General features: G+C 70.4%; 19 protein-coding genes. 6 read left to right on the top strand and 13 right to left on the bottom strand.

Annotation, left to right across the window (positions count from 1 at the left end):
• Positions 1-175: 175 nt before the first annotated feature.
• The 4 genes from ACZ6MZ_RS08215 to ACZ6MZ_RS08200 are packed head-to-tail and all read left to right on the top strand — an operon-like array spanning position 176 to position 5,282.
• Positions 176-1,378, top strand: a complete 1,203-nt coding sequence (locus ACZ6MZ_RS08215; protein WP_469350518.1) for an ABC transporter substrate-binding protein — start codon at positions 176-178, stop codon at positions 1,376-1,378.
• Between the two features lies 1 nt (position 1,379).
• Complete coding sequence (locus ACZ6MZ_RS08210) at positions 1,380-3,635, top strand: ABC transporter permease subunit (RefSeq protein WP_469350516.1); 2,256 nt, start codon at positions 1,380-1,382, stop codon at positions 3,633-3,635.
• Positions 3,632-4,543: an ABC transporter ATP-binding protein gene (locus tag ACZ6MZ_RS08205; protein WP_469350514.1), complete on the top strand. Its 912-nt coding sequence runs from the start codon at positions 3,632-3,634 to the stop codon at positions 4,541-4,543. The genes ACZ6MZ_RS08210 and ACZ6MZ_RS08205 overlap by 4 nt, the downstream gene beginning before the upstream one ends.
• Positions 4,544-4,553: 10 nt before the next feature.
• Positions 4,554-5,282: an ABC transporter ATP-binding protein gene (locus ACZ6MZ_RS08200; protein ID WP_389677025.1), complete on the top strand. Its 729-nt coding sequence runs from the start codon at positions 4,554-4,556 to the stop codon at positions 5,280-5,282.
• Positions 5,283-5,371: 89 nt separating this feature from the next.
• Here the strand turns inward: ACZ6MZ_RS08200 and ACZ6MZ_RS08195 are convergent, their stop codons facing one another.
• The 7 genes from ACZ6MZ_RS08195 to ACZ6MZ_RS08165 all read right to left on the bottom strand — a co-directional run bounded on the left by ACZ6MZ_RS08195 (position 5,372) and on the right by ACZ6MZ_RS08165 (position 15,946).
• Positions 5,372-6,589: an FAD-dependent monooxygenase gene (locus tag ACZ6MZ_RS08195; protein WP_389677023.1), complete on the bottom strand. Its 1,218-nt coding sequence runs from the start codon at positions 6,587-6,589 to the stop codon at positions 5,372-5,374.
• A gap of 565 nt (positions 6,590-7,154) precedes the next feature.
• Positions 7,155-8,990 (bottom strand): vWA domain-containing protein, encoded by a 1,836-nt coding sequence (locus ACZ6MZ_RS08190; RefSeq protein WP_469350512.1) that lies wholly within the window; start codon positions 8,988-8,990, stop codon positions 7,155-7,157.
• On the bottom strand, positions 8,987-10,048 hold the full coding sequence (locus ACZ6MZ_RS08185; RefSeq protein WP_469350511.1) for an ATP-binding protein: 1,062 nt from the start codon (positions 10,046-10,048) through the stop codon (positions 8,987-8,989). The genes ACZ6MZ_RS08190 and ACZ6MZ_RS08185 overlap by 4 nt, the downstream gene beginning before the upstream one ends.
• A gap of 347 nt (positions 10,049-10,395) precedes the next feature.
• Positions 10,396-11,463, bottom strand: a complete 1,068-nt coding sequence (locus tag ACZ6MZ_RS08180) for a glycoside hydrolase family 43 protein (RefSeq protein WP_469350509.1) — start codon at positions 11,461-11,463, stop codon at positions 10,396-10,398.
• Positions 11,464-11,900: 437 nt separating this feature from the next.
• Positions 11,901-12,074: a hypothetical protein gene (locus tag ACZ6MZ_RS08175; RefSeq protein ID WP_389941188.1), complete on the bottom strand. Its 174-nt coding sequence runs from the start codon at positions 12,072-12,074 to the stop codon at positions 11,901-11,903.
• 340 nt (positions 12,075-12,414) lie between these two features.
• Positions 12,415-13,743: a class I SAM-dependent RNA methyltransferase gene (locus tag ACZ6MZ_RS08170; RefSeq protein WP_469350508.1), complete on the bottom strand. Its 1,329-nt coding sequence runs from the start codon at positions 13,741-13,743 to the stop codon at positions 12,415-12,417.
• 154 nt (positions 13,744-13,897) lie between these two features.
• Positions 13,898-15,946 carry an APC family permease gene (locus tag ACZ6MZ_RS08165; RefSeq protein WP_389782439.1) on the bottom strand — a complete coding sequence of 683 codons (2,049 nt, stop codon included), beginning with the start codon at positions 15,944-15,946 and terminating at the stop codon, positions 13,898-13,900.
• Positions 15,947-16,170: 224 nt separating this feature from the next.
• Here ACZ6MZ_RS08165 and ACZ6MZ_RS08160 point away from each other — a divergent pair, with 224 nt between their 5' ends.
• Entirely contained in the window at positions 16,171-16,839 is a 669-nt protein-coding gene (locus tag ACZ6MZ_RS08160) for a potassium channel family protein (protein WP_389782441.1), read from the top strand.
• The gene (locus ACZ6MZ_RS08155) at positions 16,839-17,516 is read left to right on the top strand and encodes a potassium channel family protein (RefSeq protein WP_384183357.1); all 678 of its coding nucleotides are present in this window, start codon (positions 16,839-16,841) and stop codon (positions 17,514-17,516) included. Before ACZ6MZ_RS08160 ends, ACZ6MZ_RS08155 begins: the two co-directional genes overlap by 1 nt.
• Before the next feature lie 72 nt (positions 17,517-17,588).
• On the opposite strand, the gene ACZ6MZ_RS08150 is transcribed toward ACZ6MZ_RS08155, so the two are convergent.
• The 6 genes from ACZ6MZ_RS08150 to kdpB form a co-directional block, all read right to left on the bottom strand.
• A complete protein-coding gene (locus ACZ6MZ_RS08150) occupies positions 17,589-18,398 on the bottom strand; it encodes a DUF3159 domain-containing protein (RefSeq protein ID WP_389782442.1) in 810 nt (269 codons plus the stop codon).
• 3 nt (positions 18,399-18,401) lie between these two features.
• A complete protein-coding gene (locus ACZ6MZ_RS08145; RefSeq protein WP_382883779.1) occupies positions 18,402-18,788 on the bottom strand; it encodes an OB-fold nucleic acid binding domain-containing protein in 387 nt (128 codons plus the stop codon).
• A gap of 34 nt (positions 18,789-18,822) precedes the next feature.
• On the bottom strand, positions 18,823-19,545 hold the full coding sequence (locus ACZ6MZ_RS08140) for a response regulator (RefSeq protein WP_384183362.1): 723 nt from the start codon (positions 19,543-19,545) through the stop codon (positions 18,823-18,825).
• A gap of 26 nt (positions 19,546-19,571) precedes the next feature.
• Positions 19,572-22,115, bottom strand: a complete 2,544-nt coding sequence (locus ACZ6MZ_RS08135; RefSeq protein ID WP_389782447.1) for a DUF4118 domain-containing protein — start codon at positions 22,113-22,115, stop codon at positions 19,572-19,574.
• A gap of 229 nt (positions 22,116-22,344) precedes the next feature.
• Positions 22,345-23,007, bottom strand: a complete 663-nt coding sequence (locus tag ACZ6MZ_RS08130) for a potassium-transporting ATPase subunit C (RefSeq protein ID WP_469351104.1) — start codon at positions 23,005-23,007, stop codon at positions 22,345-22,347.
• 14 nt (positions 23,008-23,021) lie between these two features.
• The gene (gene kdpB / locus ACZ6MZ_RS08125; RefSeq protein WP_389782579.1) at positions 23,022-25,121 is read right to left on the bottom strand and encodes a potassium-transporting ATPase subunit KdpB; all 2,100 of its coding nucleotides are present in this window, start codon (positions 25,119-25,121) and stop codon (positions 23,022-23,024) included.
• Between the last annotated feature and the right edge of the window lie 7 nt (positions 25,122-25,128).

Below are 25,128 nucleotides of genomic sequence, written 5' to 3'. Positions count from 1 at the left end.
CCGTACGACCGTACCGCCCGGTCTGTCCGTACCACCTGCTCCACCTGCTCCGCCCGCACCGCCCGCTCTGCCCGTACGACCCGCACCACCGCACCACCCCCCGGTCGTCGCCCGGGTCGAGCCCGCTCCACGGCCACTCGGCCCGTTTTGCCCGTTCCTAACGATGAGAGCCCTTATGTTCTTCGACGTGTCCATATCGCGCCGCCGCAGATTCCGGCCGGCCGGCGCTGCCGCCCTCGCCCTCGGTCTGGCAGCCGTCACCGGGTGCAGCAGTGACAGCGGAGCCGGCGACGACACCGTGAAGGTCGGCCTGGTGGCCTCCCTGTCCGGCACCTACAAGCCGGTCGGCACCGACCTGCGAGCCGGCTTCGAGCTGTACCTGAACACCCACGGCAACAAGCTGGGTGGTCGCAAGGTCGAGCTCATCGTGGCGGACGAGGGCGACGGTCCGCCGACCGCCGTTCCCGCGGCCACCAAGCTGGTCAAGAAGGACAAGGTCGACGTGCTGACGGGCCTCGTCGGCGGCGGTTCGGTCAACGCGGTGCTGCCGCTGGTCAACCAGGCCAAGATCCCCTTCTTGGGGTCGAACGGCCGGCCGCCCATCAAGGACCTCGAGTACGTGTGGACGACGAGCTTCCTGTCCGACGAGCCGGGCAAGGCCATCGCCCCGTACGTCAAAGAGAAGGTCGACGGACCGGTCTACGCGATCGGCCCCGACTACCAGGGCGGCTACGACGAACTGCGCGGTTTCACGGACGAGTTCAAGCGTGTGGGTGGTGAACTCGCCAACCCCGACGGCAAGACCACCTGGACGCCGTTCCCGAAGACCACCAACTTCATGCCGTACTTCGCCGAGATCGCCAAGACGGACGCCAAGGCGGTGTACTGCTTCTACGCCGGCAAGGCCGCGATCGACTTCGCCAAGCAGTACGCGCAGTCCGATGTCGCCGATCTGCCGCTGTACACGGCCTTCGTCACCGAGGGCAGTGTGCTCCAGGCGCAGGGCGACGCGGCGAAGGACATCTACTCGGTCCTGAACTACGCGGCCGACCTCGACAACGCGGCCAACCGTAAGTTCGCCGCCGACTGGACGGCCAAGCACGACACGCAGCCCACCACGTACGCGATGGCGTCGTACGACGCGGCTGCCGTGCTGGACAAGGCAATCGCCGACGCCGCGAAGGCCGGTGACGTGACGCCGCAGACCATCAACAAGGCCATCGCGGGCCTGGGCCAGATCGACAGCCCGCGCGGCGGCTGGGAGTTCGGCGACAAGGCGCACTCGCCGGTGCAGAGCTGGTACCTGCGCCAGGTCCGGCCGGACGGTACCCAGCTGGCCAACGTCATGGTCCAGGACCTGGCGACGCTCGGCGGCTGACATGGAACTCCTTGATGCCCACCTCATGCCGGCGGTGGACGGGGTGGCCTACGGGCTGCTGCTGTTCGTGGTCGCCGCCGGCCTGAGTCTCGCCTTCGGCACCGCGGGCGTACTGAACCTGTCGCACGGCACGCTGTACGCGATCGGCGCCTACACGGGCGCCGAGTTGAGCGACGGGACCTGGGGCGGCCTCGCCCTCGGGCTGGCCGCCGGAACCGCGGCGGCGAGCGTCGCCGGAGCGGGGCTGTCCGCCGCGACGCTTCCGCTCGCCCGGCGTGGGCATCTCGCACAAGCACTGCTGACATTCGGGCTCGCCCTGGTCGGCGGTGATCTGCTCATCCAGTTCTTCGGGGCGGACGAGCTTCCGGTACGCGTCCCCGAGGCGCTCGACTCCTCGGTGATGCTGCTGGGCCACCGGTACCCCGCGTACCGGCTCTGCTTCATCGTGATGGCCGTGCTGCTCGCCGCGTTCGGTACGTGGGTGCTGACCCGGACCCGCGTGGGCGCGGCGGTACGGGCCGCGGCCGACGATCCGCAGATGCTCGCGGCCACCGGCCACAACCCCCGGGCGGTGCACACCGGCGTCCTCGCGGCGGCGGGTGCGCTGGCCGGTGCGGCGGGCGTGCTCGGGGCGCCGATCATCGGTCCCGGGCCGGGCACGTCCGAGAACGTGCTGATGCTGTCCCTCGTGGTGGTCGTGCTCGGCGGGCTGCGCTCGCTGTGGGCGACGTTCTTCGCGGCAATCGCCGTGGGCGAGGTCCAGACGCTGGGCATCTCGGTGGCGCCGGACCTGGCGCCGTACCTGCTCTTCGCCGCGATGGCGGCGGTGCTGGTGCTCCGCTCCCGGTTCGCGGATCCGGCGACCGCGCACGGCCCGGAGGGGCCGTCCTCGGACCCGGTGGCCCGGCTCCGCCGCCACCTCGCCGCGCGGCTGCGACCGCGGCCGCGCAGGGCGGCGGGGGCGGGCCGGGCGGCGGGGGCGGGCGGGACGGACGACGCGAAGTCCGTTACGGCGTCCGTTACGGAATCCCTTACGGAATCCCTTACGGAGTCCGTTACGGAGTCCGTTACGGAGTCCGGCCGTTCGGCCGGCGCGGTGGCGTCGCCCGGCAAGGGCGGGGGCGCGCTCACGAAGATCGGGTGGCTTCCGCGCGGGGCTGGGGCGCTTCCGCGCGGGGCGACGTGGCTTCCGCGCGGGGCCGCGTGGCGGCAGGCCGCTCCGTTGCTCGTGCTGCTCGTGGTGCTGATCGCGCTGCCGGGGATGCTCGACGCGTACAGCATCTCGCTGGCCGGTTCCGCCCTGGCTCTGGGGCTGCTCGCGGTCAGTGTCACCATCCTCACCGGCTACGCCGGACTGCCCACCCTCGGGCAGACCGCGCCGTTCGCCGTCGGCGCGTACGCCACCGCGAATCTCGCGCAGGCCGGGTGGACCATGGGCCCGGTCCAGATCGTCCTCTCGGCGCTCACGGCCGCGGTCTTCTCCGCGGTGACGGGGCCCGCCGTGATCCGGGCCCGTGGCACCACCGTGCTGATGATCACGCTCGCCATCGGTGAGCTGACCGGCGCGGTCATCAACCAGTTCAAGTCCGTCACCGGCGGCGCCGACGGCCTCGTCGGCTTCCCGGCCACGCAGGCGCTGTGGGGCGGGGAGGGGATGTTCGAGGAGAGCGAGGTCTACAACTACGCGCTCGTCGTCGCCGTCATCGCCGTCGCCGTCACCCTGCTGGTGCTGCGCTCCCCGGCCGGGAAGCTGCTGACCGGCACCCGGGGCGCCGAGGCGCGGATGCGCGCGTCGGGGCACCCGGTGGGGCGCTACCTGCTGGTGGCGCACATCTGCGCCGGCGCGCTGGCCGGCGTCGGCGGCTCGCTGATGGTCACCGTCCAGCAGTACCTCTCCCCCGCGGACGTCGGCTTCGAGATCGCCGCGTTCGCGCTGCTGGCGGCCGTCATCGGCGGTACGACGTCCGTGATCGGCGCTCTGATGGGCGCCGGACTCATCGTCATCACCCGTGACTGGGTGGCCAGTTCGTGGCCCGGCCACGGGCCGCTGCTGCTCGGCGCGCTGTTCGTCGCCGCCGTGTACCTGCTGCCCCGCGGTCTGGCCGGCCTGCGCGGCGGATCCGGTCGGAGCGGGCCGACGCCCGACGGACCCCGGCCCGACGAGCCCCGGCCCGACGAGCCCCGGCCCGACGAGCAGTCCCCGGCCGCGTCCACGTCCGGGCACACCCCGACCCCCGCCGGGAAGGTCTCCCCATGACGCCCACACCGACCGCCGCATCGGCATCCCCGGTGCTGGACCTCACCCGTCTCACCCGCAGGTACGGCAGTCTCACCGCCGTCAACGACGTCAGCCTGCGGCTCCCCGCGGGCGCCCGGCACGCCGTCATCGGCCCCAACGGCGCCGGCAAGACCACCCTCCTCAACCTCATCGCGGGTACCGACCGGCCCGACCACGGCACCATCGTCCTGGGCGGCGCGGACATCACCCGTACGGCCACTGCCAAGCGCAGCCGTCTCGGTATCGCCCGCAGCTTCCAACAACCCTCGGTGATATCCGAGTTGACGGTGCTGGACAACGTCGTACTGGCCGGCTGGCCGCACCACCCGAAGCGCCGCGGCGCCTGGCGCAGCCCGTCCCGCTACCGGCTGCACGCCGAGTCCGCGGGCCGCCATCTGGAGGCCGTCGGCCTGGCGGACATCGCCCACCGGCCGGCCTCCACGCTCTCCCACGGACAGCGCCGCATGCTCGACCTCGCCGCCGCGTTGGCGGGCGACCCGCGCCTGCTGCTTCTGGACGAGCCGGCGGCCGGGCTGACCGACGGCGACATCGGCCGGCTGCTCGGCGTCCTCGGGGGGCTGCCGGAGAGCGTCGCGATCATCCTGGTCGAGCACCATGTCGAGGTTGTCGCCCAACTCGCCACGACGGTAACCGTCTTGGCGGCCGGACGGGTGATCGTCACCGGCCCGACGCAGGAGGCGCTCGCACACCCCGAAGTCCGCGACGCCTACCACAACACCGGCACGACGGCGGACAAGGGCACGGCCGACGTCCCGAACCCCGACATGGAGAACGGCGGCGCGTCCACCGCCGACCCGTCCGCCGACCCGTCCGGCGACCCGTCCATCGCCCCGTCCATCGCCCCATCCGCCGACGCGAGAAGATGACCGACCCCCGATGCTCGAACTCACCGGCCTGACCGCGGGCTACCACGGCGGCACCGTCCTCCACGATCTCGACCTGTCGGTGCCCGCCGGCACGGTCCACGCCATCGTCGGCCACAACGGCGCCGGCAAGACCACCCTCGTCCACACCGTCGCCGGACTGATGCGCCCCAGCGCCGGCGTCGTACGGCTCGCCGGCCGGGACGTGACGGGGCAGCCCGCACACAGGATCGCCCGCGCCGGGATCGGCCTCGTACCGCAGGGCCGCCGCGTGTTCGCCGGGCTCACCGTCGCCGAACACCTGCGGCTGTCCTACCGTCCGCCGCGCCGTGGCGACACCACGCGCCCCAGCGTGTGGACCCCCGCGCGCGTCCTGGAACTGCTGCCCCGGCTGGGCGAGCGCCGGGGCAACCGGGGGGCGGACCTGTCCGGCGGCGAACAGCAGATGCTGGCGCTGGCCCGCGCGCTGCTCGGCTCGCCGAACGTGCTGCTGCTCGACGAGCCGACCGAGGGCCTCGCGCCCGTACTCGTCAGGCAGGTCTACGAGTTGGTGACCACGCTGGCGGACGAGGGCATCGCCGTACTGCTGGTGTCCCCCAGCCCGGCCCAGGCGGCCGAGTGCGCCCGTACGCTCACGGTCCTCACCTCGGGGCGGACGACGCTGCGACTGGACGGCGCGGACGCCCGTACCGACGCCACCGCACTGCACGCCGCACTCGAACTCACGCCGACGGCGGTCTGAGACACGCGGTCTGATGACGCGAGCGGTACCAGCCACGAGGCGGTGACCAGACCACGGTCACCGCCCTCGGCCCTGTGCGCGCTCGGGGCCTACTCGGCCTTCATGCTGTGGCCGCCGAAGCCGCTGCGCCGGTCGGAGCCCTTGTTCTGGTCCTGCCACCACACGTCGAACTCCGGCTGGCCCATGGCGGACCAGTCCGGCGTGTTCTCGACCTGCGCGCTGCCCATCCTGCGGGCGAGCGCGACCATGGCCGCCCCGACGGGGCGGCGATTGGCGTCATACCTCTCCAGGATCTCCTGCCAACTGCCCCCGGTCACCCAGGCGGCCTCCAGGGCGGTGGCGTCCTGGAGCGCCTTCACGCTGCCGCCGCCGATGTGCGGCCGGGCGACGCTGGCGGCGTCGCCGACGAGCACCATCCGTCCCGAGGTGTAGTGCGGCACCTCCAGGTCGTAGATGGGCTGGATGAAGGTGGTCTCAGGGGGCGTACGGAGCACCCTCGCCGCCCAGTACGGCGGGAAGTTGTCGGCCACCAGGGCGCGCAGGTGCGCGGTGAGCTCCGCGTGCAGCCGGCCCGGCGGCAGGGAGGTCGGGGTCCGCAGGTCGGGGTGGAGGCCGTCGGTCTGCGGGGGCGTCGTGTAGAGCACCCAGTTGAGCCGGTGCCCGCCGACGCCGTCCGGGATGCGGTAGGTCATGCAATGGCCGCCGGGGAAGACGATGTTGTGCGCGTCATAGCCGTCCGAGGGAAGGTCGGCGACGTCCGACGACGTACCGCGCCAGCCGATGTAACCGGCGTACGTCGCGTCGGCGCCGGGGAACATGGCCTCGCGGACGACGGAGCGGTATCCGTCGGCCCCGATCACGACGTCGAAGTGCTCCTGGTACCCGTCCGCGAGCCGCAGCGTCACGCCGTCGGCGTCCGGCTCCACGCCGGTGACCATCGCGCCGGACCGGTAGGAGACCTCCTCGGGCACCCGGCGGCGCAACTCGCTCCACAGGGAACCCCAGTTGTAGGCACGGAAGGGGAACGGCTGCTCGCCGACGGCCCGGCCATGGTGCGCCTCGCCGTCGCGCATGCTCCACACCCGCCGGGTCAGCGGCGCCCAGGGCATCTCTGGGGCCACGTAACCGGCGTCCCTCAACTCGTCGTACCGGTCGTTGTGAAGGGCGATTCCCACTCCCCTGTCACGGAGTTGGGCGTCGGCTCGCTCGAAGACGGTGATCTTCTCGGCTCCACCGCGCGACGCGGCCAACGCCGTGGCACACCCCGCTATGCTGCCGCCGACCACGGCGATGCTGCCTCCACGCATGACTGACTGTCCCCTCACTTGATGTCCCGGCCACCGCTCCAGGCGCTGTCGCACCGACGTGACCGGCCGGAAGTCCACTTGAATGGGCGCTCGTTGCCCCGCTTACCCGCGGTCAGGCCCCAAACAGAATCCTATCGAGCAGCGCCCGCACGCCAGTTGAGCACCGCACACACCCCAACTGCGACTGGCCGTCGCCGACGGAGCAGCCGTCGAACGCGCGCATGCGGGGGTTTCGGACGTAGCGTCGGGATTGGGTGCCGGAATGAGACCGAGAGGATCCCGCCATCGTGGTGCGGCGTTCGAGGTGCTCGCCGTACTCGTAGGTCATGGTGAGGTCGTTGACGGTTTCAGATGTTCCCCGCCGGCGCGCACGCGACGGTGCCGGTCAGCGGCGGCCTCAAGGTCCGTTTCCCCAACGGAACTTCGGGCTGGCACGGGCTCGGACAGGATCGCAGCGGCGGATTTCGTATCGCCCCCCGGGCCGACAGCGTCGCCTCAGCGAAACGTGGCGGGAGGGCGTCGGCGAATTTCGGATCTCCACGCGAGGCCCCGGGACGCCGGACCCTCAGCTCAACCGGAACACCGGGCCGCGCGGTGTGAACGGCAGAGAGGCACCCTGCGGGATCAAGAAGGCGTGCTCGCGCCGGATCCGCAGCGTGTCGCACCAGCCGTCAGTGATGACGAGCACCGGGGCCGCCGGCGGGAAGTCGTCGGCCCTGTGCAACAGGTCGATGCCCGGCTGGAGTTCGGTACCGCCACGGCCGCGCACCCGGACCCGGCCCGCGATCTCGGCCGGTGGTAGATAGCCGGCGTCGTACGGTGCCGCATCGCAGAACACCACGCGCGCCGCGGGTACGTCGCGTGCCTCCGCGTACGAGGCGATGGCGCCGAGTGCCTTGCCGAGCACGGCGGTGTTCATCGATCCGGAGGTGTCGAGAACGACTCCGAAGGTGCAGCGTGCCGTCTCCTGAGGAGGGAAGTACCGGCCCGCGCGCGGGATGTCCGGTGTCGACGCCTGCCGCCGCGCCGGGCGAGCGTAGGACCGTACGGATTCCGGTCGGGGGACGTACTCGTCGAACCAGCGGGCGAGCCTCGCGTCCCACGGCACGGGCGGGTGGGCCAGCGCCCGGATCTCCTGGATCAGCCCGGCCGGCAGCAGGCCGCGCTCACCATACTGATGCAGATCGAAACCCTGCACCAGGCCTCGCCGATAGAAGTCGTCCAGGTCCGTGTACGGGCGGGCCTCCGCGTGCGGCAGCGCCTCGCCGAGGATGTCACCGGCACCCTTACCGCGCAGGGTCGCGAGCCGCCGCTGTCGGCGCAGGTTGACCGCGATACGGTCGTACACCTCCTCGGCGGACAGGTCCCGCAGGTCCGGGTCGTACAGCAGCCCCTCGGGCATGTCGCCGACGCGCATCTGGACGAGCCAGTCGTTGACGACATAGTCGGCCGCGACGTTGAAGAGGAACGGGTCGCGGCCAGCGCGGCGTTCGCCGTGGCGCAGCGCGGCGTGCAGCATCTCGTGGGCGAGGATGAAGCGCCATTCCTCATCGGTGAACGTGCGCAGTGGGTTGATGTAGATCTCACCCGCGGCAGAGCTGACCGCGGCGATGGCGATGCCCTGCGCACGGGCCAGTTCGGCGTCGGCCACGACAGTGAGGCCCGCGGCGAGTCCGCCGAGCAGCGGGTACGAGGAGACGAACCAGTTCAGGGCCCGGTCCCAGGGGCTCTGCGCCGTGCGCTCTCCGGTAGCCCGGTCGAGGCGTCCGCCCGCCACGTCCATGGTGGTGGAGACGCTCCGGGTGAGGGCGTGCGCGAAGGCGGTCTCCCAGTCCGGAACAGAGGTGTTCCATGCCTGCCACGTCGTGAGGACCTGGTCCGGGTGCCCGCCCGCGGTGCCGCAGAGCTCATAGGCGGCGGGGATGCCGTCGCGGCGCCAGCAGGCGGCGAGTTGTGCCTCGTCGCCGCCGGGATAGGACTCCGGCAGGTGTCCAGGGGGACGGCCTATCGGGAAGGTGAGCAGAAAGCGGTTGACGACCGTGCAGCGGGCCGCGAGGTCGAACCGGTCGGGCTGCTCGCGCGGGTCGTCCGTGGCGGCCGGAACGTGCCCGAAGCCCAGATGCAGCAGGCAGTGGGCAAGGACCCAGGCCCATTCGGCCGGATCCGCCCGCTTGGTGGGGTGAAGGTGGACGGTGCCGTTGGAGGTGACGGCGGCCAGGCCCCCGGCCGGGGTCAAGGCACACTTGGCCTGTCTGCAGACGGAAGCCGCGACAGCGGCGAAGGCCGGGTTCCGCTTGACCATCGCGAGCCCCGCCGCGAACGCCTCGGCAGCCGGGTCGGACCTGCCGCCTTTGCCGTTCTTCCCGCCCTTGCCGTTTGGCCCGCCTGCCGTGGCCTTCATCGCCGGGCCTCGACCAGCCTGGGCATGTCACGTGCCGCCTCGACGAGGAACCAGGCGGGCAGCACCGGCCGGCCGTCGGCGTCGTCCGCGATGACAGTCTGCGCGACCTCGACCGAGATCTCGGCAAGCTGCACGAGCAGCGACTTGGCCCGGTAGGAGGTCTGCCGCATCGACGCCGAGACGTGCTCCTTCTGCCGTGGCAGCTCCTTCACCAGCCGTCCGCGGAACGCCTCGGCCAGGTAGTAAAGGAGGTCACGGTCCTCGAGCCGGGCGGGCCAGGAGGCGTCGCCCTTGAGGATCGCTTCGATGCCGAAGTTATGGCGCACGATCTTCATGTAGCCGCAGAAGGAGACGGCATGTGCGGGCGTCAGCGTGCCGTGCACGATCACCTTCAGCGTCTCCTCGTCGATCTCCGGTCCGAAAGAGTGCAGGGCGTCGGAGAGCATGTGCCAGGAGCGGGGCGTGGAGAACGGCTCCTCAGTCTTGGGCGGCTGCGACCACAGGTGGTCGGGGCGGTCGATGACATAGTCCGTCACCCAGGGGTGGATGCCGTTCTCCCCCGCCCACACCAGCCAGTCCGCCGCCGATGCCCGCAGATGGACATGGGTGAGCCGGTTGACCAGAGCGGACGCGATGGGCCTCGCCAGCGCGTTGTCCGTGGCGCGGTTGCCTGCCCCGATGACGATCGAGCCGGCCGGGAGCTCGTACGATCCGATCCGCCGGTCCAGGATCAGCGAGTAGAAGGCCTTCTGGACGTCGGGGGTGGCGGCGTTCAGCTCGTCGAGGAAGAGGCAGTACGGTTCGTCGCGGGCGATGCTCTCCGGCGGGCAGAACACGGACCGCCCGTCACGGATCTGCGGCACGCCAATCAGGTCCTCCGGTGCGAGCTGCGTCCCGAGGAGACTGACGCACTCCAGTCCCAGCGACTCGGCGAAGCCGCGTACGAGCGACGACTTGCCGATGCCGGGCGCTCCCCACAGGAACACGGGCCGCACGGGGGCGAGCCCGAGCAGCAGGTCGGGAATCTGGGCGGGAGTGACGGTGACGGCAGCCTGCACGCGGAGGTGTTCCTTCGGGACGTGGGAGTTCGAGCCCGCTCAGTATGGGAGGCCCCACGGACCGCCGCAGCCGAATATCGGGCCGGTCGGCGCAGGGCCGTCCATACGAGGGGCGGCCGGAGCGCGTCCCGTCATCGCGAGGGGTAATTCCAGCGGGCCAGGCTGTCCTTGCCACCGGAAGATCCGCCGCCGGTGGTGCTTCCACCGGTCGACGAGCTGCCACCGGTGCTTCCTCCGCTGGTGCTGCTCCCGTGGTGCCTCCGCCCGAAGTGCCGTACGAGGGCTCGGGGTCGGGCTTCGGCTCGGGCTTCGGTTCGGGCTTCGGGACCTCGACCGCGCCTGCCGCCCTACTCGAAGAACTTGAGGCTCCAGCCGGTGTCGGCGGTCGGGCCTGGGACGTTGGCTCGGCTGTAGGTGGTGTTGCCCCACCAGGTGAACGTGCCGGTGTACCAGTACCGGTTCTCCCACGCGTACGGCGTTCCCTTCGGAACCGCGTGGAACATCAGGGGAAACTTCGGGCCGGCGGGCGGGCTGGTGTTGATGTCGCCGTTGAGCAGGACGAAGCTGTGGTGGCCGGGGCCGTTGACGTACAGCGTCGGATCCCAGCCGGACATCATCGTCGCGCGGTTGGAGCCGAACAGGCAGCCGTTCGACTTGTACCAGTCCCAGACGTATGTCGGGTCGCCGCCGGCCCGCAGCCGCAGGTCGGCCAGGCAGTACTGGTCGCTCCAGCTGCCGTTGGCGGAGTACACGATGTGCAACTGCCCGTTCGGGTCCTTGATGGCCTCGGGGCTCTCGTTGATGAACGGGTTGCCGACCACCCGTTCCCAGCTCTCCCGCGGCTGCGAGATGACGTACCGCGCGCCCGTCGGCGTGGTGGGACTGCTCATCCGCGCGATGTAGACGTTCTGCTCGACGTTGGTGTCGCCGGCCCAGCCGGACCAGACGAACCAGCGCTGCCCGTTGAAGGTGAACAAAGTCCCGTCGATGGCCCACTTGTTGTCCGGCAGGGCCAGTTGGCTCTCGCTGGTGTATCCGCTGTCCGGGCCGGCCGAGCTGATGACGTACATCCGGTGGGCCGACCCGCGGCCGGCCGAGAAGTAGATGTAGTAGCGGCCCCCGTCCGTGACGATCTCCGGAGCCCAGACCTCACCGCGGCCGGCCGTGTCCGACCACACCTGCCGGGCGGGCGCCGACGCCAGCGCGGCCGTCGACGACGCCTGCCGCACAGCGATGCCCCCACCGGCCGACTCCACCGATACGTAGGTGCTGCCGACCCGGATCACACTCGGGTCCGCGGCCCTGATGGTCTGTTCCGCCTGAGCGTGCTCGGCAAACGACAGGGACATGACGGCAGCGAGGACGCCGGACAGCGCAACGGCGGCGGCGCCGGAAAGAAGGCGAGAGAGCTTCATAGTCCCGTCCGGTTCCATGGTTGGCCTCCGCTGCGACGCCGAGCCGGCGGGGGGATTTACATCGATGGAAGAGTGCTCCCACAGCATCCCGACTAGTCCTGGACATGTCAACGTGTCGCGCGGGCTTGTGCGGCGGGCGCGGGGGCGCGCCGGCGAGGCTCAGGTCGTCCCCGCTCTCGAAGACGAGCGAGTGACCGGCCTTCACGGACGGGACGGCCTTGTACCACGGTCGCCGCTGATCTTCTCGGGCTCGCTGCCGATGGGTGCCATGACCGTCAGGTCGGCGTTGAGCAGGTCGCGGCGGTCTTGGGGGCGGTGTCGATGAGAACTTGCCGCAGGCAGGGGGCAAGCCGTTGCAGCGCCAAGCCCAGCCGCGCACCGCCGGACTCACGAATGTGCTCGAGCCGCGCACCGGTTCCGCCCACGATGTGGCGTGGTCAGCGCCTGAAGCTGTCCTTCGACCTCTCCTTGATGTCCCGGGCCTTGCCGCGGGCCTCCAATGCGGCTCCCTTGGCTGCGGTGGTCTCGTTCCCCACCGCGTGGGCCACCTTCCTCATGGCCTTCCCGACAACCTGCTCGGTCTTGGCCTTGGCCTTCTCTCCGGCACTCATGTCGGTCCTTTCGTAGGCACTCACTCATCCGCCTGCCCCTGGCCCCGGAGCGGAAACCATGGGCATCGCAGCGGCGCATGCCCGCGCGCACCTCAGAGCCGGCCGCACCGGCCTCCTCGACCGTCCCAGAGTTGCATCTGGCCCGCCTGCCCTCCCCGGCCGGCCTCGACCTCCGCGCCCACACGCCCGAATGCTCGCCGATGCCCGGTACTGTCACCGATGCCGTTCTTGCTTTGCGGTGAACTCGCAGGTCGGACCGCCTCCCCAGCCACACCGACCGCTCGACCCGTTGAGCGGAGGAAACAGGCCGAGCGGCCCACCCGAGCTACAAAGCCGCGGGTCAGGCGTCCTTCTTCACCGGCTCAAGGATCGCTACGCACTCCACGTGGTGCGTCATCGGGAAGAGGTCGAAGGCTCGTAGGGTGCGGGGGCGGTAGCCGCCCTCGTGGAAGTAGGCCAGGTCGCGGGCGAGGGCGGCCGGGTCGCAGGCGACGTAGGCGATGCGGCGGGCGCCGAGGCCCGCGAGGTGCTTGACCGTCTGCTTGCCGGCGCCCGCGCGCGGCGGGTCCAGGACGATCAGGTCCGTCTCGGTGATGTGTGTGCGCGGCAGCACCTGGTCGACCTTGCCCTGTTCGATACGGACCCGGGGCAGGTCCTGGAGGTTGTGCCGGGCGTCCTCCACGGCGCGCTTGCCGGACTCGATGCCCAGTACCGCGCCGGTCTCGCCGACGCGCTCCGCGATTGCCCCGGCGAACAGGCCCACGCCGCAGTACAGATCGAGCGCGGTCTCGCCCTTGCGCGGCATCAGGCCCTGCATCACGGCCTCGATCAGCAGTTGGGGGGCCTGCGGGTGGACCTGCCAGAAGCCGCCCATGCCGACGCGGTACGTACGGCCGTCGGCGCGCTCGCGGACGAAGGCGCGGCCGTGGACGCGGTGCACTCCCCCGTCGTGCTCCTCCACCCGCAGCACCGAGACCGGCTTGTCCAGCTCGACCAGCGGGAGCCGGCCGCCGGCCCGCGGGGTGAGGACCACCTGCCGGTCGCCGGAGCCCGACGCGGCGATGGCTTCGACCGTGGCCATCTGCGGCCACTCGCGCCGCTCGATGCCCAGCTCGCTGACGCCTTCCGCGGCGATCATGCAGTGCTCGACCGGCTCGACGTCGTGCGAGCGGTGCCGGCGCAGTCCCGCGCGCCCGTCCTCGTCGACCGCGTACTGCAGGCGCGAGCGCCACGCGGGCACCTCGCCCGCCGGCAGCTTGTCGCCGGGCGCGGGCATGACGGTCCCGTCCCAGCCGGCCTCCTCGGGGGTGAGCCCCGCGAGCCGCTGGAGCTGCTCAGCGATGACCTCGCCCTTGAAGCGCCGCTGCGCGCCGGGCTTGGCGTGCTGCCAGTCGCAGCCGCCGCAGCGGCCGGGGCCCGCGTACGGGCAGGGCGCCTCGACGCGGTCCTTGGACGCCTCGATGATCTCCACCGCGTCGGCGCGGAGATAGCGGGAGTCCGCCTCGCCCTCCGTCACCCGGGCGCGGATCTTCTCGCCGGGGAGCGTGTGCCGTACGAACAGCACCCGGCCCTCGTCGGTACGGGCGATGCAGTGGCCGCCGTGTGCCACGGGACCGACCTCGACCTCGTACACCTCCCCGATCAGCGAAGCCTGCGGTTCTGTTTGCATGAGGGAGTGGCTCCAAAAGATCAAAGGGTACGGCCGGACGACAGCCCACCAGTCTACGTGCGCGTCACCCGTCCGGCCGCCACCCCGAAGGACCGTCCGGCCGCCACCCCGAAGGACGCTCGGGAGGACGCTCGGGGCGACGGCAGGTGGCCGCTCACTCCTTGGGGCCGGGATCCTTCGGCCGCGAGTCGACAGGTCCGCGCCGGACCGAGCCCGGCGCCTGGTACGCGGCCCGCCTCTTCGCCCGCTGCTTCGCCAGCTCGGAGGACTCCAGCTGGTACGGCACCGAGGTCACCATGACCCCGGGGGTGAAGAGCAGCCGGCCCTTGAGCCGCAGGGCGCTCTGGTTGTGCAGGAGGTGCTCGTACCAGCGGCCGACCACGTACTCGGGGATGTAGATGCTGATCGCGTCGCGCGGGTTCTCGCTGCGCAGGCCCTTCACGTACTCGATGATCGGCCGGGTGATCTCGCGGTAGGGGGAATCGAGGATCTTCAGCGGCACATTGATGCCGCGCCGCTCCCATTCGTCCCTGAGCGCCTTCGTCTCGACCGGGTCGACGCTGATGCTGAGCGCCTCCAGGGTGTCGGAGCGCATCAGCTTGGCGTACGCGAGCGCGCGCAGCGTGGGCTTGTGGACCTTGGAGACCAGCACGATGGAGTGCACCCGGGACGGCCGGACGCTGTCGTCGGACGGCCCTTCGGCGGCGGCGATCTCCTCGGCGACCCGGTCGTAGTGCTTACGGATCGCGGTCATCGTCCCGTAGAAGATCACCATGCCGAGCAGCGCGACCCAGGCGCCGTGGGTGAACTTGGTGGCCAGGACGACGACCAGCACCAGGCCCGTGAAGAAGGCACCGAAGGTGTTGATCGCCCGCGAGCGGATCATGTGGCGGCGCTTGGCCACGTTCCGCTCGGTCCTCAGATGGCGGTTCCAGTGCCGGACCATGCCGGTCTGGCTGAGCGTGAAGGAGACGAAGACACCGACGATGTAGAGCTGGATCAGCCGCGTGGAGTCGGCCCCATACACGCCGACGAGCAGTGCGGCGGCCCCGGCCAGCAGCACGATGCCGTTGGAGAAGGCCAGCCGGTCGCCGCGGGTGTGCAACTGGCGCGGCAGATAGCGGTCCTGGGCGAGGATCGAGCCGAGCAAAGGGAAGCCGTTGTACGCGGTGTTGGCGGCCAGGAAGAGGACGAGCGCGGTGGCCGCGGCGAGCAGGATGAAGAAGAAGGTGCCGTCGCCGAAGACGGCGGCCGCGACCTGGGAGATGACCGGGTTCTGGACATAGCCCGAGCCGACCGGGGCGCCGTCGTGGATCAGGTCCGTGGCGGGGAACTCGGCCATCTTGACCTTGGTGGCCATCGCCAGGCCGATGATGCCGCAGAACATGGTGACGGCGAGGCCGCCCATCAGGGCGAGCGTCGTCGCCGCGTTCTTGCTCTTGGGCTTGCGGAAGGCGGGGACACCGTTGCTGATCGCCTCGACACCGGTCAGCGCGGCGCAGCCGGAGGAGAACGCCCGCAGCAGCAGGAAGACCAGCGCGAAGCCGGCCAGGCCCTGGTGCTCCGGCTTGATCTCGAAGTCGGCCGTCGGGGCCTGCATGGTTTCGCCGAGGACGAGCCCGCGGAAGGCGCCCCAGGCGATCATGATGAACACACCGCCGACGAAGACATACGTCGGGATCGCGAAGAGCTTGCCCGACTCCCGTACACCGCGCAGGTTCATCAACGTCAGCAGCACGATTATCGCGATGGCGCAGAGAACCTTGTTCTCCACGACGAAGGGGATGGCGGAGCCGAGGTTCTCGACTCCGGAGGAGATCGACACGGCCACGGTCAGGACGTAGTCGACCAGCAGCGCGCTGGCGACGGTGAGACCGGCCTTGGGACCGAGGTTGGTGGTGGCCACCTCGTAGTCGCCGCCGCCGCTCGGGTAGGCGTGCACGTTCTGCCGGTAGGACGCGACGACCGTGAACATCAGGACCACGACGGCCAGTGCGATCCACGGGCTGAAGTGATAGGCCGACACACCCGCGATGGACAGGACGAGAAGGACTTCTCCCGGCGCGTACGCCACCGAGGAAAGCGGGTCGGAGGCGAAGACGGGCAGCGCGATGCGCTTGGGGAGGAGGGTCTCTCCCAGCCTGTCGCTACGGAGCGCCCGCCCGATAAGAATTCGTTTGGGCACGTCGGTCAGTTTGGACACGCAGAGGATCGTATGCGTTCGAACAGCGAGCCGTGCGGCCACCACCCCTACTGGCTCGGAGTCATACGCCCACGGGGATGACGGGTTCGTGACCCTTGCCGCATAAGCTCGACCCAGGGGACGGCCGTATACGGTGTCCCGCTGGGTACCCGGCACGTCGACAAGGAAGAGTGAACAGGGTGTTTTCGCAGGTCAGCGAGATCAGGACTGCGGGGTAAGGCGACGTGCACATCGTCATCATGGGCTGCGGCCGAGTGGGAGCCGCACTCGCCCAGAACCTGGAGCAGCAGGGGCACACGGTCGCCGTCATCGATCAGGACCCCACCGCGTTCCGCCGGCTCGGTTCCGGTTTCGGTGGCCGTCGCGTGAACGGGGTCGGGTTCGACCAGGACACCCTGCGTGAGGCGGGCATCGAGGACGCCGGCGCGTTCGCGGCGGTGAGCAGCGGCGACAACTCCAACATCATCGCGGCCCGGGTGGCCCGGGAGATGTTCGGCATAGAGAATGTCGCGGCCCGTATCTACGACCCGCGCCGCGCCGAGGTCTACCAGCGCCTGGGCATCCCGACCGTGGCCACGGTCCGCTGGACCGCCGACCAGATGATGCGCCGGCTGCTGCCGTCCGGCGCGGAGCCGCTGTGGCGCGACCCGAGCGGTGGGGTGCAGCTCGCCGAGGTGCACACCTCGGGGAGCTGGATCGGCCACAAGATCAGCACGCTGCAGGAGGAGACGGGCGTCCGCGTCGCGTTCCTCACCCGATTGGGTGAGGCGATGCTGCCGACGTCCCAGACGGTGCTGCAGGAGGGCGATCTCGTCCACGTGATGATGCGGACCGACGAGATCGAGAAGGTCGAGGCGTCATTCGCCGAGGGTCCGGACGGAAGCGGGAACTGATGCGCGTCGCGATTGCCGGGGCAGGTGCGGTGGGCCGTTCCATCGCGGGCGAGCTGCTGGAGAACGGACACGAGGTCCTGCTGGTCGACAAGGCACCGACCGCCATCTCGGTGGAGCGGGTGCCGCTGGCCGAGTGGCTGCTGGCCGATGCCTGTGAGATCACCTCGCTGGACGAGGCGGCGCTGCAGCGGTGCAACGTCGTGATCGCCGCGACCGGCGACGACAAGGTCAATCTGGTCGTCTCGCTGCTCGCCAAGACGGAGTACGGCGTGCCGCGGGTGGTGGCCCGGGTCAACAACCCGAAGAACGAGTGGCTGTTCAACGAGGCCTGGGGCGTCGATGTGGCGGTCTCCACGCCGCGGCTGATGTCGGCGCTGGTCGAGGAGGCGGTGAGCGTCGGCGATCTCGTACGGCTGCTGCGCTTCAGCCACGGCGACGCCAACCTGGTCGAGCTCACGCTGCCCCCGGAGTCGGCCGTGACCGGCACCCAGGTCGGCGATGTGGCCTGGCCGGAGGACACCTCCCTGGTCACGATCATTCGCGGGACGCGCGTGCTCACGCCGAACCCCGAGGAGACGCTGGAGGCGGGCGACGAGCTGCTGTTCGTGGCAGCCCAGGCGCGCGAGGAGCAGTTGGAGGATCTCCTGTCGGTACGCCGCGAGGACGCGGCGGGCTGATCAGAGAACGTAGAAGGGCCCGGCACCACTCGGTGCCGGGCCCTTCTACGTCGTGAAGATCCGCCGGACAAGCTAGCGGCGGTGGCGGGCCTGGCCGTCTGCGGTGGGCGCGGCGGCGGCTGCCGCCTTGCGCTCCTTCTCGGCCTGCTCCTCCGCCTCCATCTCCGCGAACACGTCGATCGGCGGCGGCGCCTTCGCCAGGAAGACCCAGGTCAGGTAGACCGCCAGCAGGAAGGGCGGGATCTTGAGCGCGATCAGCACCCAGCCGAGCTGCGCGGTGTCGGCCCACCAGTAGAGCGGGAAGAGGATCGCGCACTTGGCGAGCAGGATCAGTCCCCAGGCCCAGCTGGCCTTGGCGTACGCCTTCTTGCGGCCGGGGTTACGGGTACGCCAGGAGAGGTTCTCCTTGAAGATCGGACCGAGGATCAGTCCGATCAGCGGCACGCCCGCGAGGGCGGTGGCGATGTACGCGACCGCGAGCCCCAGCGTGTAGAGCATGCCCGGCAGATAGAAGTCCTTGGCGTTGCCCGTCATCATCGCGAAGACGACACCGAAGGCGACTCCGAAGACACCGCTGAAGGCGTGCTTGACGGTGTCCTTGCGGACCAGCCGGACCGCGACGAGCAGCAGCGAGACGATCAGGGCCGCGATGGCCGAGGTGTGCAGGTCCTTGTTGATGGTGAAGATCGTGACGAACAGCAGGCCGGGGAGAACGGTCTCCACCATGCCGCGCAGGCCGCCGAATGCCTCGAAAAGGGCCGCCTCGGTGACGGCTTTCGCGTCACCGTCCTGATCGGGTGAGGCGGGGGCGTCGTTCGAGGCAGGGGCGTCGTTCGAGGCGGGGGAAGCGTTCGAGGCGGCGGGCTTGTCGAGTGACGTCACCGGCTACTCCTGTCCGAGCGGTCGGAGTTCGTATTTGGGATTGAACAGCACCCGCCGGCCGTGGCTCAGGGAGATCCGGCCGGAGGCGATCAGCTTACGGCCCGGCTCTATGCCCACGATGGAGCGCCGGCCCAGCCACACCACGTCCAGCGGCGCGGTGCCGTCGAACAGCTCCGCCTCCAGTGCGGGCACACCGGCCCGCGGACGCAGGGTGACCGTCCGCAACGTACCAGTCACCCGGACGATCTGCCGGTCGTTGCAGTCGGAGATCCGCGTGCACCCCGATGCCTGCGCGTCCTCCCGCAGCTCCTCGGACTCCAGATCCTCCTGGGAGCTGGACAGCCGGTCGAGCATCCGGCGGAAGCGGCCGGTCGGCTTCTCAGCACTCATGCGTTAGAGCGTACCGGGGTACGCGGGTGCCGAATCAACGCTCGAACCTGTAGCCCATGCCGGGCTCGGTGACGAAGTGCCTCGGGTGCGAGGGATCCGCCTCCAGCTTGCGCCGCAGCTGGGCCATGTAGACCCGCAGATAGTTGGTCTCGGTGCCGTAGGAGGGCCCCCAGACCTCCTGGAGGAGCTGTTTCTGGCTGACGAGCCGGCCGGTGTTGCGTACGAGCACCTCCAGCAGATGCCACTCGGTCGGGGTAAGCCGTACGTCCCTGCCCTCCCGGTTGACCTTCTTGGCGGCCAGGTCGACGGTGAATCCCTCGGTCTCGACGACGGCGACACCGTCGTCACCCTCCCCGCCGACGGGCTCGGCCCGCCGGACCGCGGCGCGCAGCCGGGCCAGCAGCTCGTCCATGCCGAAGGGCTTGGTGACGTAGTCGTCGGCGCCGGCGTCCAGCGCCTCGACCTTCTCGTCCGAGGTGTGGCGGGCGGAGAGCACCAGGATCGGGACGCGGGTCCAGCCGCGCAGGCCCTTGATCACCTCGACACCGTCCATGTCCGGCAGCCCGAGGTCGAGCACGACGACATCGGGGTGGCGGGCGGCCGCGAGTTCCAGCGCGCTCGCGCCGTCGGCGGCCGCGTCCACCTCGTACTTGCGCGCCTTCAGATTGATCACCAGGGCACGTACGATCTGCGGCTCGTCGTCGACGACGAGCACCCGCACGGGGGTCCGGGGATCCCCCCCGGAGGGATGCTGCATACCGGTCTGCCTTTCTGCTGTCCCGGTCATGAGACGACCCGGGCGGGTTGTTCGGGGCGTACCGGCGCGGGTCCGGGTGCCGCCCTGAGGGTGAGAACCATGGTGAGGCCGCCGCCGGGCGTGTCCTCGGCGGCGAGGGTGCCGCCCATCGCGTCCACGAAGCCGCGGGCGACCGCGAGGCCGAGGCCGACCCCGGCCCCGCGCGGCGCGTCGCCGTGCCGCTGGAAGGGTTCGAAGATCCGGTCCTTGGCCTCGTCGGGGACGCCGGGGCCGCGGTCCACGACCCGCAGCTCGACCCGCTCGCCGAGCGCGCTGCCGGCGACGTGGACGCGCCGGGCGTCGGGGCTGTACTTGACGGCGTTCTCGACGATATTGGCGACGGCGCGCTCCAGCAGTCCCGGGTCGACGGCCACCATGGGCAGCGATTCGGGGATGTCCAGGTCCACGCTGTCCTCCGGTACGCCGCCGAGCGCCATCGGGACCACCTCATCGAGGTCGATCTCACGGATCAGCGGGGTGACGGTGCCGGTCTGCAGCCGGGACATGTCGAGGAGATTGCCCACCAGATGGTCGAGCCGGTCGGCGCCGTGCTCGATGCCTTCGAGCAGCTCGGCCTGGTCCTCCTCGGACCATTCGACATCGTCGGAGCGCAGGGACGTCACTGCGGCCTTGATGCCGGCCAGCGGGGTCCGCAGGTCGTGGCTGACGGCCGCGAGCAGGGCCGTACGGATGCGGTTGCCCTCGGCCAGTTCGCGGGCCTGCTCGGCCTCTCCGACCAGGCGCTGGCGGTCGAGTACGACGGCGGCCTGGGCGGCGAAGGCCGCGAGCACCCGCCGGTCCTCGGCGGGCAGCACCCGGCCCGTGAGCGCCAGCGCCAGATGGTCGCCGACCGGCATGTCCACATCGGCGGACTCGGGGCGGTCCACCGGCTGCGGTCCTACGCTGCCCGCGCGGGTCCAGGGGTCGACATCGCTCGTACGTTCGAGGAGCGCCACGGACTCCATGGAGAAGGTCTCGCGGACCCGCTCCAGCAGCGCGTCCAGGGTGGTCTCGCCGCGCAGCACACTGCCCGCGAGGAAGGAGAGGACCTCGGACTCGGCGCGCAGCCGGGCGGCCTGATGGGTACGGCGCGCCGCCAGGTCCACCACGGAGGCCACCGAGACCGCGACCGCGAAGAAGATCACGATGGCGACCAGGTTCTTCGGGTCCTGCACGGTCAGGGTGTGGGTGGGCGGGGTGAAGTAGAAGTTCAGCAGCAGCGAGCCCACGGCGGCGGAGGCGAGCGCGGGCCGCAGCCCGCCCAGCAGCGCGGCCAGCACGGTCAGGAAGAGGAACAGCAGGACATCGTTGGCGAGCCCGAGGCTGTCGCTGAGAGCGGTCAGCAGCAGCGCGAGCAGGACGGGCGCGGCGACTCCGGCCAGCCAGCCCCAGATGATCCGGGAGCGGCCGAGCCTGACTCCGCGCGCCACGGGCAGTCCGCGGCCCTTGGCGGCCTCTTCGTGCGTGACGATGTGCACGTCCAGGTCGGGCCCCGACTCCCGGGCGACGGTGGCGCCGACGCCGGGTCCGAAGATGTACTGCCAGGTCCTGCGGCGGCTGGAGCCCAGCACGATCTGGGTGGCGTTCACCCCGCGTGCGAATTCGAGCAGCGCGGAGGGGACGTCGTCCCCGATGACATGGTGGAAGGTGCCGCCGAGGCTCTCGACCAGGGTCCGCTGGACCGCGAGTTCCTTGGGCGAGGCCGAGGTCAGGCCGTCGCTCCTGGCTATGTAGACCGCGAGCACCTCTCCGCCGGCGCCCTTCTCGGCCAGCCGCACGGCGCGGCGGATGAGCGTACGTCCCTCGGGTCCGCCGGTGAGGCCGACGACGATGCGTTCGCGGGCCTGCCAGGTGGTGCGGATGTTGTGCTCGCCGCGGTACTGCTGGAGGTATTCGTCCACCCGGTCGGCGACCCACAGCAGGGCCAGCTCCCGCAGCGCGGTGAGGTTCCCGGGCCGGAAGTAGTGCGAGAGCGCCGCGTCGACCTTGTCGGGCTTGTAGATGTTGCCGTGCGCCATCCGCCGGCGCAGCGCCTGCGGGGACATGTCGACCAGCTCGATCTGGTCCGCCCGCCGGACGACCTCGTCGGGGACCGTCTCGCGCTGCCGTACGCCCGTTATCGATTCGACGACATCGCCGAGTGATTCCAGGTGCTGGATATTGACGGTGCAGACGACGTCGATACCGGCCTGGAGCAGCTCCTCGACGTCCTGCCAGCGCTTGGCGTTGCGGGAGCCGGGGACATTGGTGTGGGCGAGTTCGTCGACCAGGGCGACGGCGGGCCGGCGCTCCAGGACAGCGTCGACATCCATCTCGGTGAAGACGGTCTCGCGGTATTCCAGGTCACGGCGGCGGACCTCTTCGAGGCCGCGCAGCATGACCTCCGTACGCGGCCGGTCATGGTGCTCGACGAAGGCCACCACACAGTCGGTGCCGCGCTCCACCCGGCGGTGTGCCTCGGAGAGCATCGCGTAGGTCTTGCCCACGCCCGGTGCCGCACCCAGATAGATCCGAAGCTTGCCGCGTCCCATGGCCCCATTGTCTTCCAGAAGCGCCGCCGCGTCGGACGCGCCGGCTGAGTCGAATTTACAACCAGCGATTACGGCAAATAGGGCAGATCAGGACCCCGGAATGGGTCTTGACGCGATTCTGATGCGCGGCCCGGGGCCTCGGGCTCCGGCCGGCCCGGCAGCCGGAGACGGCCCGCGGTGGTCGGTACGGAAGGGGACCACCGCGGGCCGCGGGCGAGCCGGGACGGCGTCAGCCGGCCAGCTCCCTGAGGGCGAGGTTGAGCGCGAGGACATTCACCCGGGGCTCCCCCACGAAGCCGAGGACGCGCTCGTCGGTGTGCTCCTCGACCAGCTTCTCCACCCGCTGGACGGAGAGGTGGTTCCGCTCCGCCACCCGGTGCACCTGGAGCTGGGCGTACGCCGGTGAGATGTCCGGGTCGAGACCCGAGCCGGAGGAGGTCACCGCGTCGGGCGGCACGGCGGACGCGGCGACCTGGTAATCGGGCGTGGAGTTGTCCTTCACGACGGCGGCCTTGGCGTCCTTGACCCACTGGATCAGCTCTTCGTTGTCGCCGGCCCGGTTGGTCGCCCCGGACAGGATCAGTGTGTACCGCGTATTGACGCTGTTGCTGCCGAGGCCGTTGGACGGGCGCGGCTGGAACCACTTGAGGTCGGGCGAGGGCGTCTCCTGCCCCTTCTTCAGCGGCAGGTCGTAGCGCTGGCCGATGAGGGACGAGCCGACGACCTTGCCCGCCTCCCTGACCTCGGAGCCGTTCGCCTGGTGGCTGAAGAGCCCCTGCGCGACGCCGGTGACGGCCAGCGGGTAGATCACACCGCACAGGACGGTGAGGACGAGGAGGGCGCGCAGCCCGGCCCAGAGCAGCCGTGCGGTACTGCCTGCGGAGGTGTTCATAGAAGACATGCCGTTCACCCGATGCCGGGGATGAGGGAGAGGACCAGGTCGATGATCTTGATGCCGATGAACGGGGCGATCAGCCCGCCGAGACCGTAGATCCCCAGATTTCTGCGGAGCATCCTGTCGGCGCTCATCGGCCGGTACCGCACCCCCTTGAGGGCGAGTGGCACGAGCGCGACGATGACCAGCGCGTTGAAGATGACCGCGGAGAGGATCGCGGATTGCGGTGAGGACAGCTCCATGACGTTGAGCTTGTCGAGGCCCGGGTAGAGCACGGCGAACATGGCGGGGATGATCGCGAAGTACTTCGCGACATCGTTGGCGATCGAGAACGTCGTCAGCGCGCCCCGCGTGATGAGCAGCTGCTTGCCGATCTCGACGATCTCGATCAGCTTCGTCGGGTTGGAGTCCAGATCCACCATGTTCCCGGCCTCCTTCGCGGCCGAGGTACCGGTGTTCATCGCGACGCCCACATCCGCCTGAGCCAACGCGGGGGCGTCATTCGTCCCGTCCCCCGTCATCGCGACCAGCTTGCCCCCCGCCTGCTCACGCCGGATCAACGCCATCTTGTCCTCGGGCGTCGCCTCCGCCAGGAAGTCGTCGACTCCCGCCTCCTCCGCGATGGCCCGCGCGGTCAGCGGATTGTCACCGGTGATCATCACCGTCCTGATCCCCATCCGACGCAACTCGTCGAACCGCTCCCGCATCCCCTCCTTCACCACATCCTTGAGATGGATGACCCCGAGGACACGGGCTCCGTTGTCGTCGTCCGAGGCGACCATCAGAGGGGTACCGCCGGCCGTGGAAATCGTGTCGGCGAGTGCCCGCGCCTCGTCGGAAACGGTGCCCCCGCGTTCCCTGACCCAGGCGATGACCGAGCCGGTCGCTCCCTTACGGACCGTGCGCCGCTCGGTGTCCACCCCCGACATACGGGTCTGGGCGGTGAAGGCGACCCAGTCGGCGCCGGCCAGCTCGCCCTGGTGCCGCTCGCGCAGCCCGTACCGCTCCTTGGCGAGTACGACGATGGAGCGGCCCTCGGGCGTCTCGTCGGCCAGCGAGGAGAGCTGGGCGGCATCGGCCAGTTCGGCCTGCGTCACCCCTGCGACCGGGACGAACTCGGCGGCTTGGCGGTTGCCGAGGGTGATCGTGCCGGTCTTGTCGAGCAGCAGCGTCGACACATCGCCCGCGGCCTCGACCGCGCGCCCCGACATGGCGAGCACATTCCGCTGGACGAGCCGGTCCATGCCCGCGATACCGATCGCGGAGAGCAGCGCGCCGATGGTGGTCGGGATCAGGCAGACCAGCAGCGCGACCAGCACGATCATCGACTGCCGCTGACCCGCGTAGACGGCGAACGGCTGGAGGGTGACGACGGCGAGCAGGAAGACGACGGTGAGGGACGCGAGCAGGATGTTGAGCGCGATCTCGTTCGGGGTCTTCTGCCGGGCCGCGCCCTCGACCAGGGCGATCATCCGGTCGATGAAGGTCTCACCCGGCTTTGTCGTGATCTTGATGACGATGCGGTCGGAGAGGACTTTCGTACCGCCGGTGACGGCCGAGCGGTCGCCGCCCGACTCACGGATGACCGGCGCTGATTCACCGGTGATGGCGGATTCGTCGACGGACGCGACCCCTTCGGCCACATCGCCGTCGCCGGGGATGATGTCGCCCGCCTCGCAGACGACCAGATCCCCGACGCGCAGCTCCGTGCCGGGTATTCGCTCCTCGGTGGCGCCGCGCAGCCGCCGTGCGACCGTGTCGGTCTTGGCCTTGCGCAGCGTGTCCGCCTGCGCCTTGCCGCGTCCTTCGGCGACCGCCTCTGCCAGATTGGCGAAGAGTGTGGTCAGCCACAGCCAGCCGGCGATGGCCCAGCCGAACCAGTCGCCCGGGTCCAGGGCGGCGAAGACCGTGGTCAGTACGGATCCGATGAGGACCACGAACATGACGGGTGACTTCACCATCACCCGCGGGTCGAGCTTGCGTATCGCTTCCGGGAAGGAGGTGAGCAGCTGCCCGGGGTCGAACAGACCCCCGCCGACACGTCCGCTCACGGAGCTGTGACCGGTGGGCACGTCCTGGTGCGGCGCACGGGTCGGAGTGACTGTGGACATCGAGTCC

Source organism: Streptomyces sp. NPDC042201, from assembly GCF_055582185.1.
Note: the sequence above shows the minus strand (reverse complement) of the source record. Positions and strands in the feature narration are given on the sequence as shown.

Bases quoted from the DNA above. Each gene is read 5' to 3' on its own strand.
- ACZ6MZ_RS08145 (WP_382883779.1), bottom strand. From the start codon at position 18,788: ATGAGTGCTGAGAAGCCGACCGGCCGCTTCCGCCGGATGCTCGACCGG.
- ACZ6MZ_RS08205 (WP_469350514.1), top strand. From the start codon at position 3,632: ATGACGCCCACACCGACCGCCGCATCGGCATCCCCGGTGCTGGACCTC.
- ACZ6MZ_RS08215 (WP_469350518.1), top strand. From the start codon at position 176: ATGTTCTTCGACGTGTCCATATCGCGCCGCCGCAGATTCCGGCCGGCC.
- kdpB (WP_389782579.1), bottom strand. From the start codon at position 25,121: ATGTCCACAGTCACTCCGACCCGTGCGCCGCACCAGGACGTGCCCACC.
- ACZ6MZ_RS08135 (WP_389782447.1), bottom strand. From the start codon at position 22,115: ATGGGACGCGGCAAGCTTCGGATCTATCTGGGTGCGGCACCGGGCGTG.
- ACZ6MZ_RS08170 (WP_469350508.1), bottom strand. From the start codon at position 13,743: ATGCAAACAGAACCGCAGGCTTCGCTGATCGGGGAGGTGTACGAGGTC.
- ACZ6MZ_RS08130 (WP_469351104.1), bottom strand. From the start codon at position 23,007: ATGAACACCTCCGCAGGCAGTACCGCACGGCTGCTCTGGGCCGGGCTG.
- ACZ6MZ_RS08175 (WP_389941188.1), bottom strand. From the start codon at position 12,074: ATGAGTGCCGGAGAGAAGGCCAAGGCCAAGACCGAGCAGGTTGTCGGG.
- ACZ6MZ_RS08200 (WP_389677025.1), top strand. From the start codon at position 4,554: ATGCTCGAACTCACCGGCCTGACCGCGGGCTACCACGGCGGCACCGTC.
- ACZ6MZ_RS08155 (WP_384183357.1), top strand. From the start codon at position 16,839: ATGCGCGTCGCGATTGCCGGGGCAGGTGCGGTGGGCCGTTCCATCGCG.
- ACZ6MZ_RS08180 (WP_469350509.1), bottom strand. From the start codon at position 11,463: ATGAAGCTCTCTCGCCTTCTTTCCGGCGCCGCCGCCGTTGCGCTGTCC.
- ACZ6MZ_RS08195 (WP_389677023.1), bottom strand. From the start codon at position 6,589: ATGCGTGGAGGCAGCATCGCCGTGGTCGGCGGCAGCATAGCGGGGTGT.
- ACZ6MZ_RS08190 (WP_469350512.1), bottom strand. From the start codon at position 8,990: ATGAAGGCCACGGCAGGCGGGCCAAACGGCAAGGGCGGGAAGAACGGC.
- ACZ6MZ_RS08210 (WP_469350516.1), top strand. From the start codon at position 1,380: ATGGAACTCCTTGATGCCCACCTCATGCCGGCGGTGGACGGGGTGGCC.
- ACZ6MZ_RS08140 (WP_384183362.1), bottom strand. From the start codon at position 19,545: ATGCAGCATCCCTCCGGGGGGGATCCCCGGACCCCCGTGCGGGTGCTC.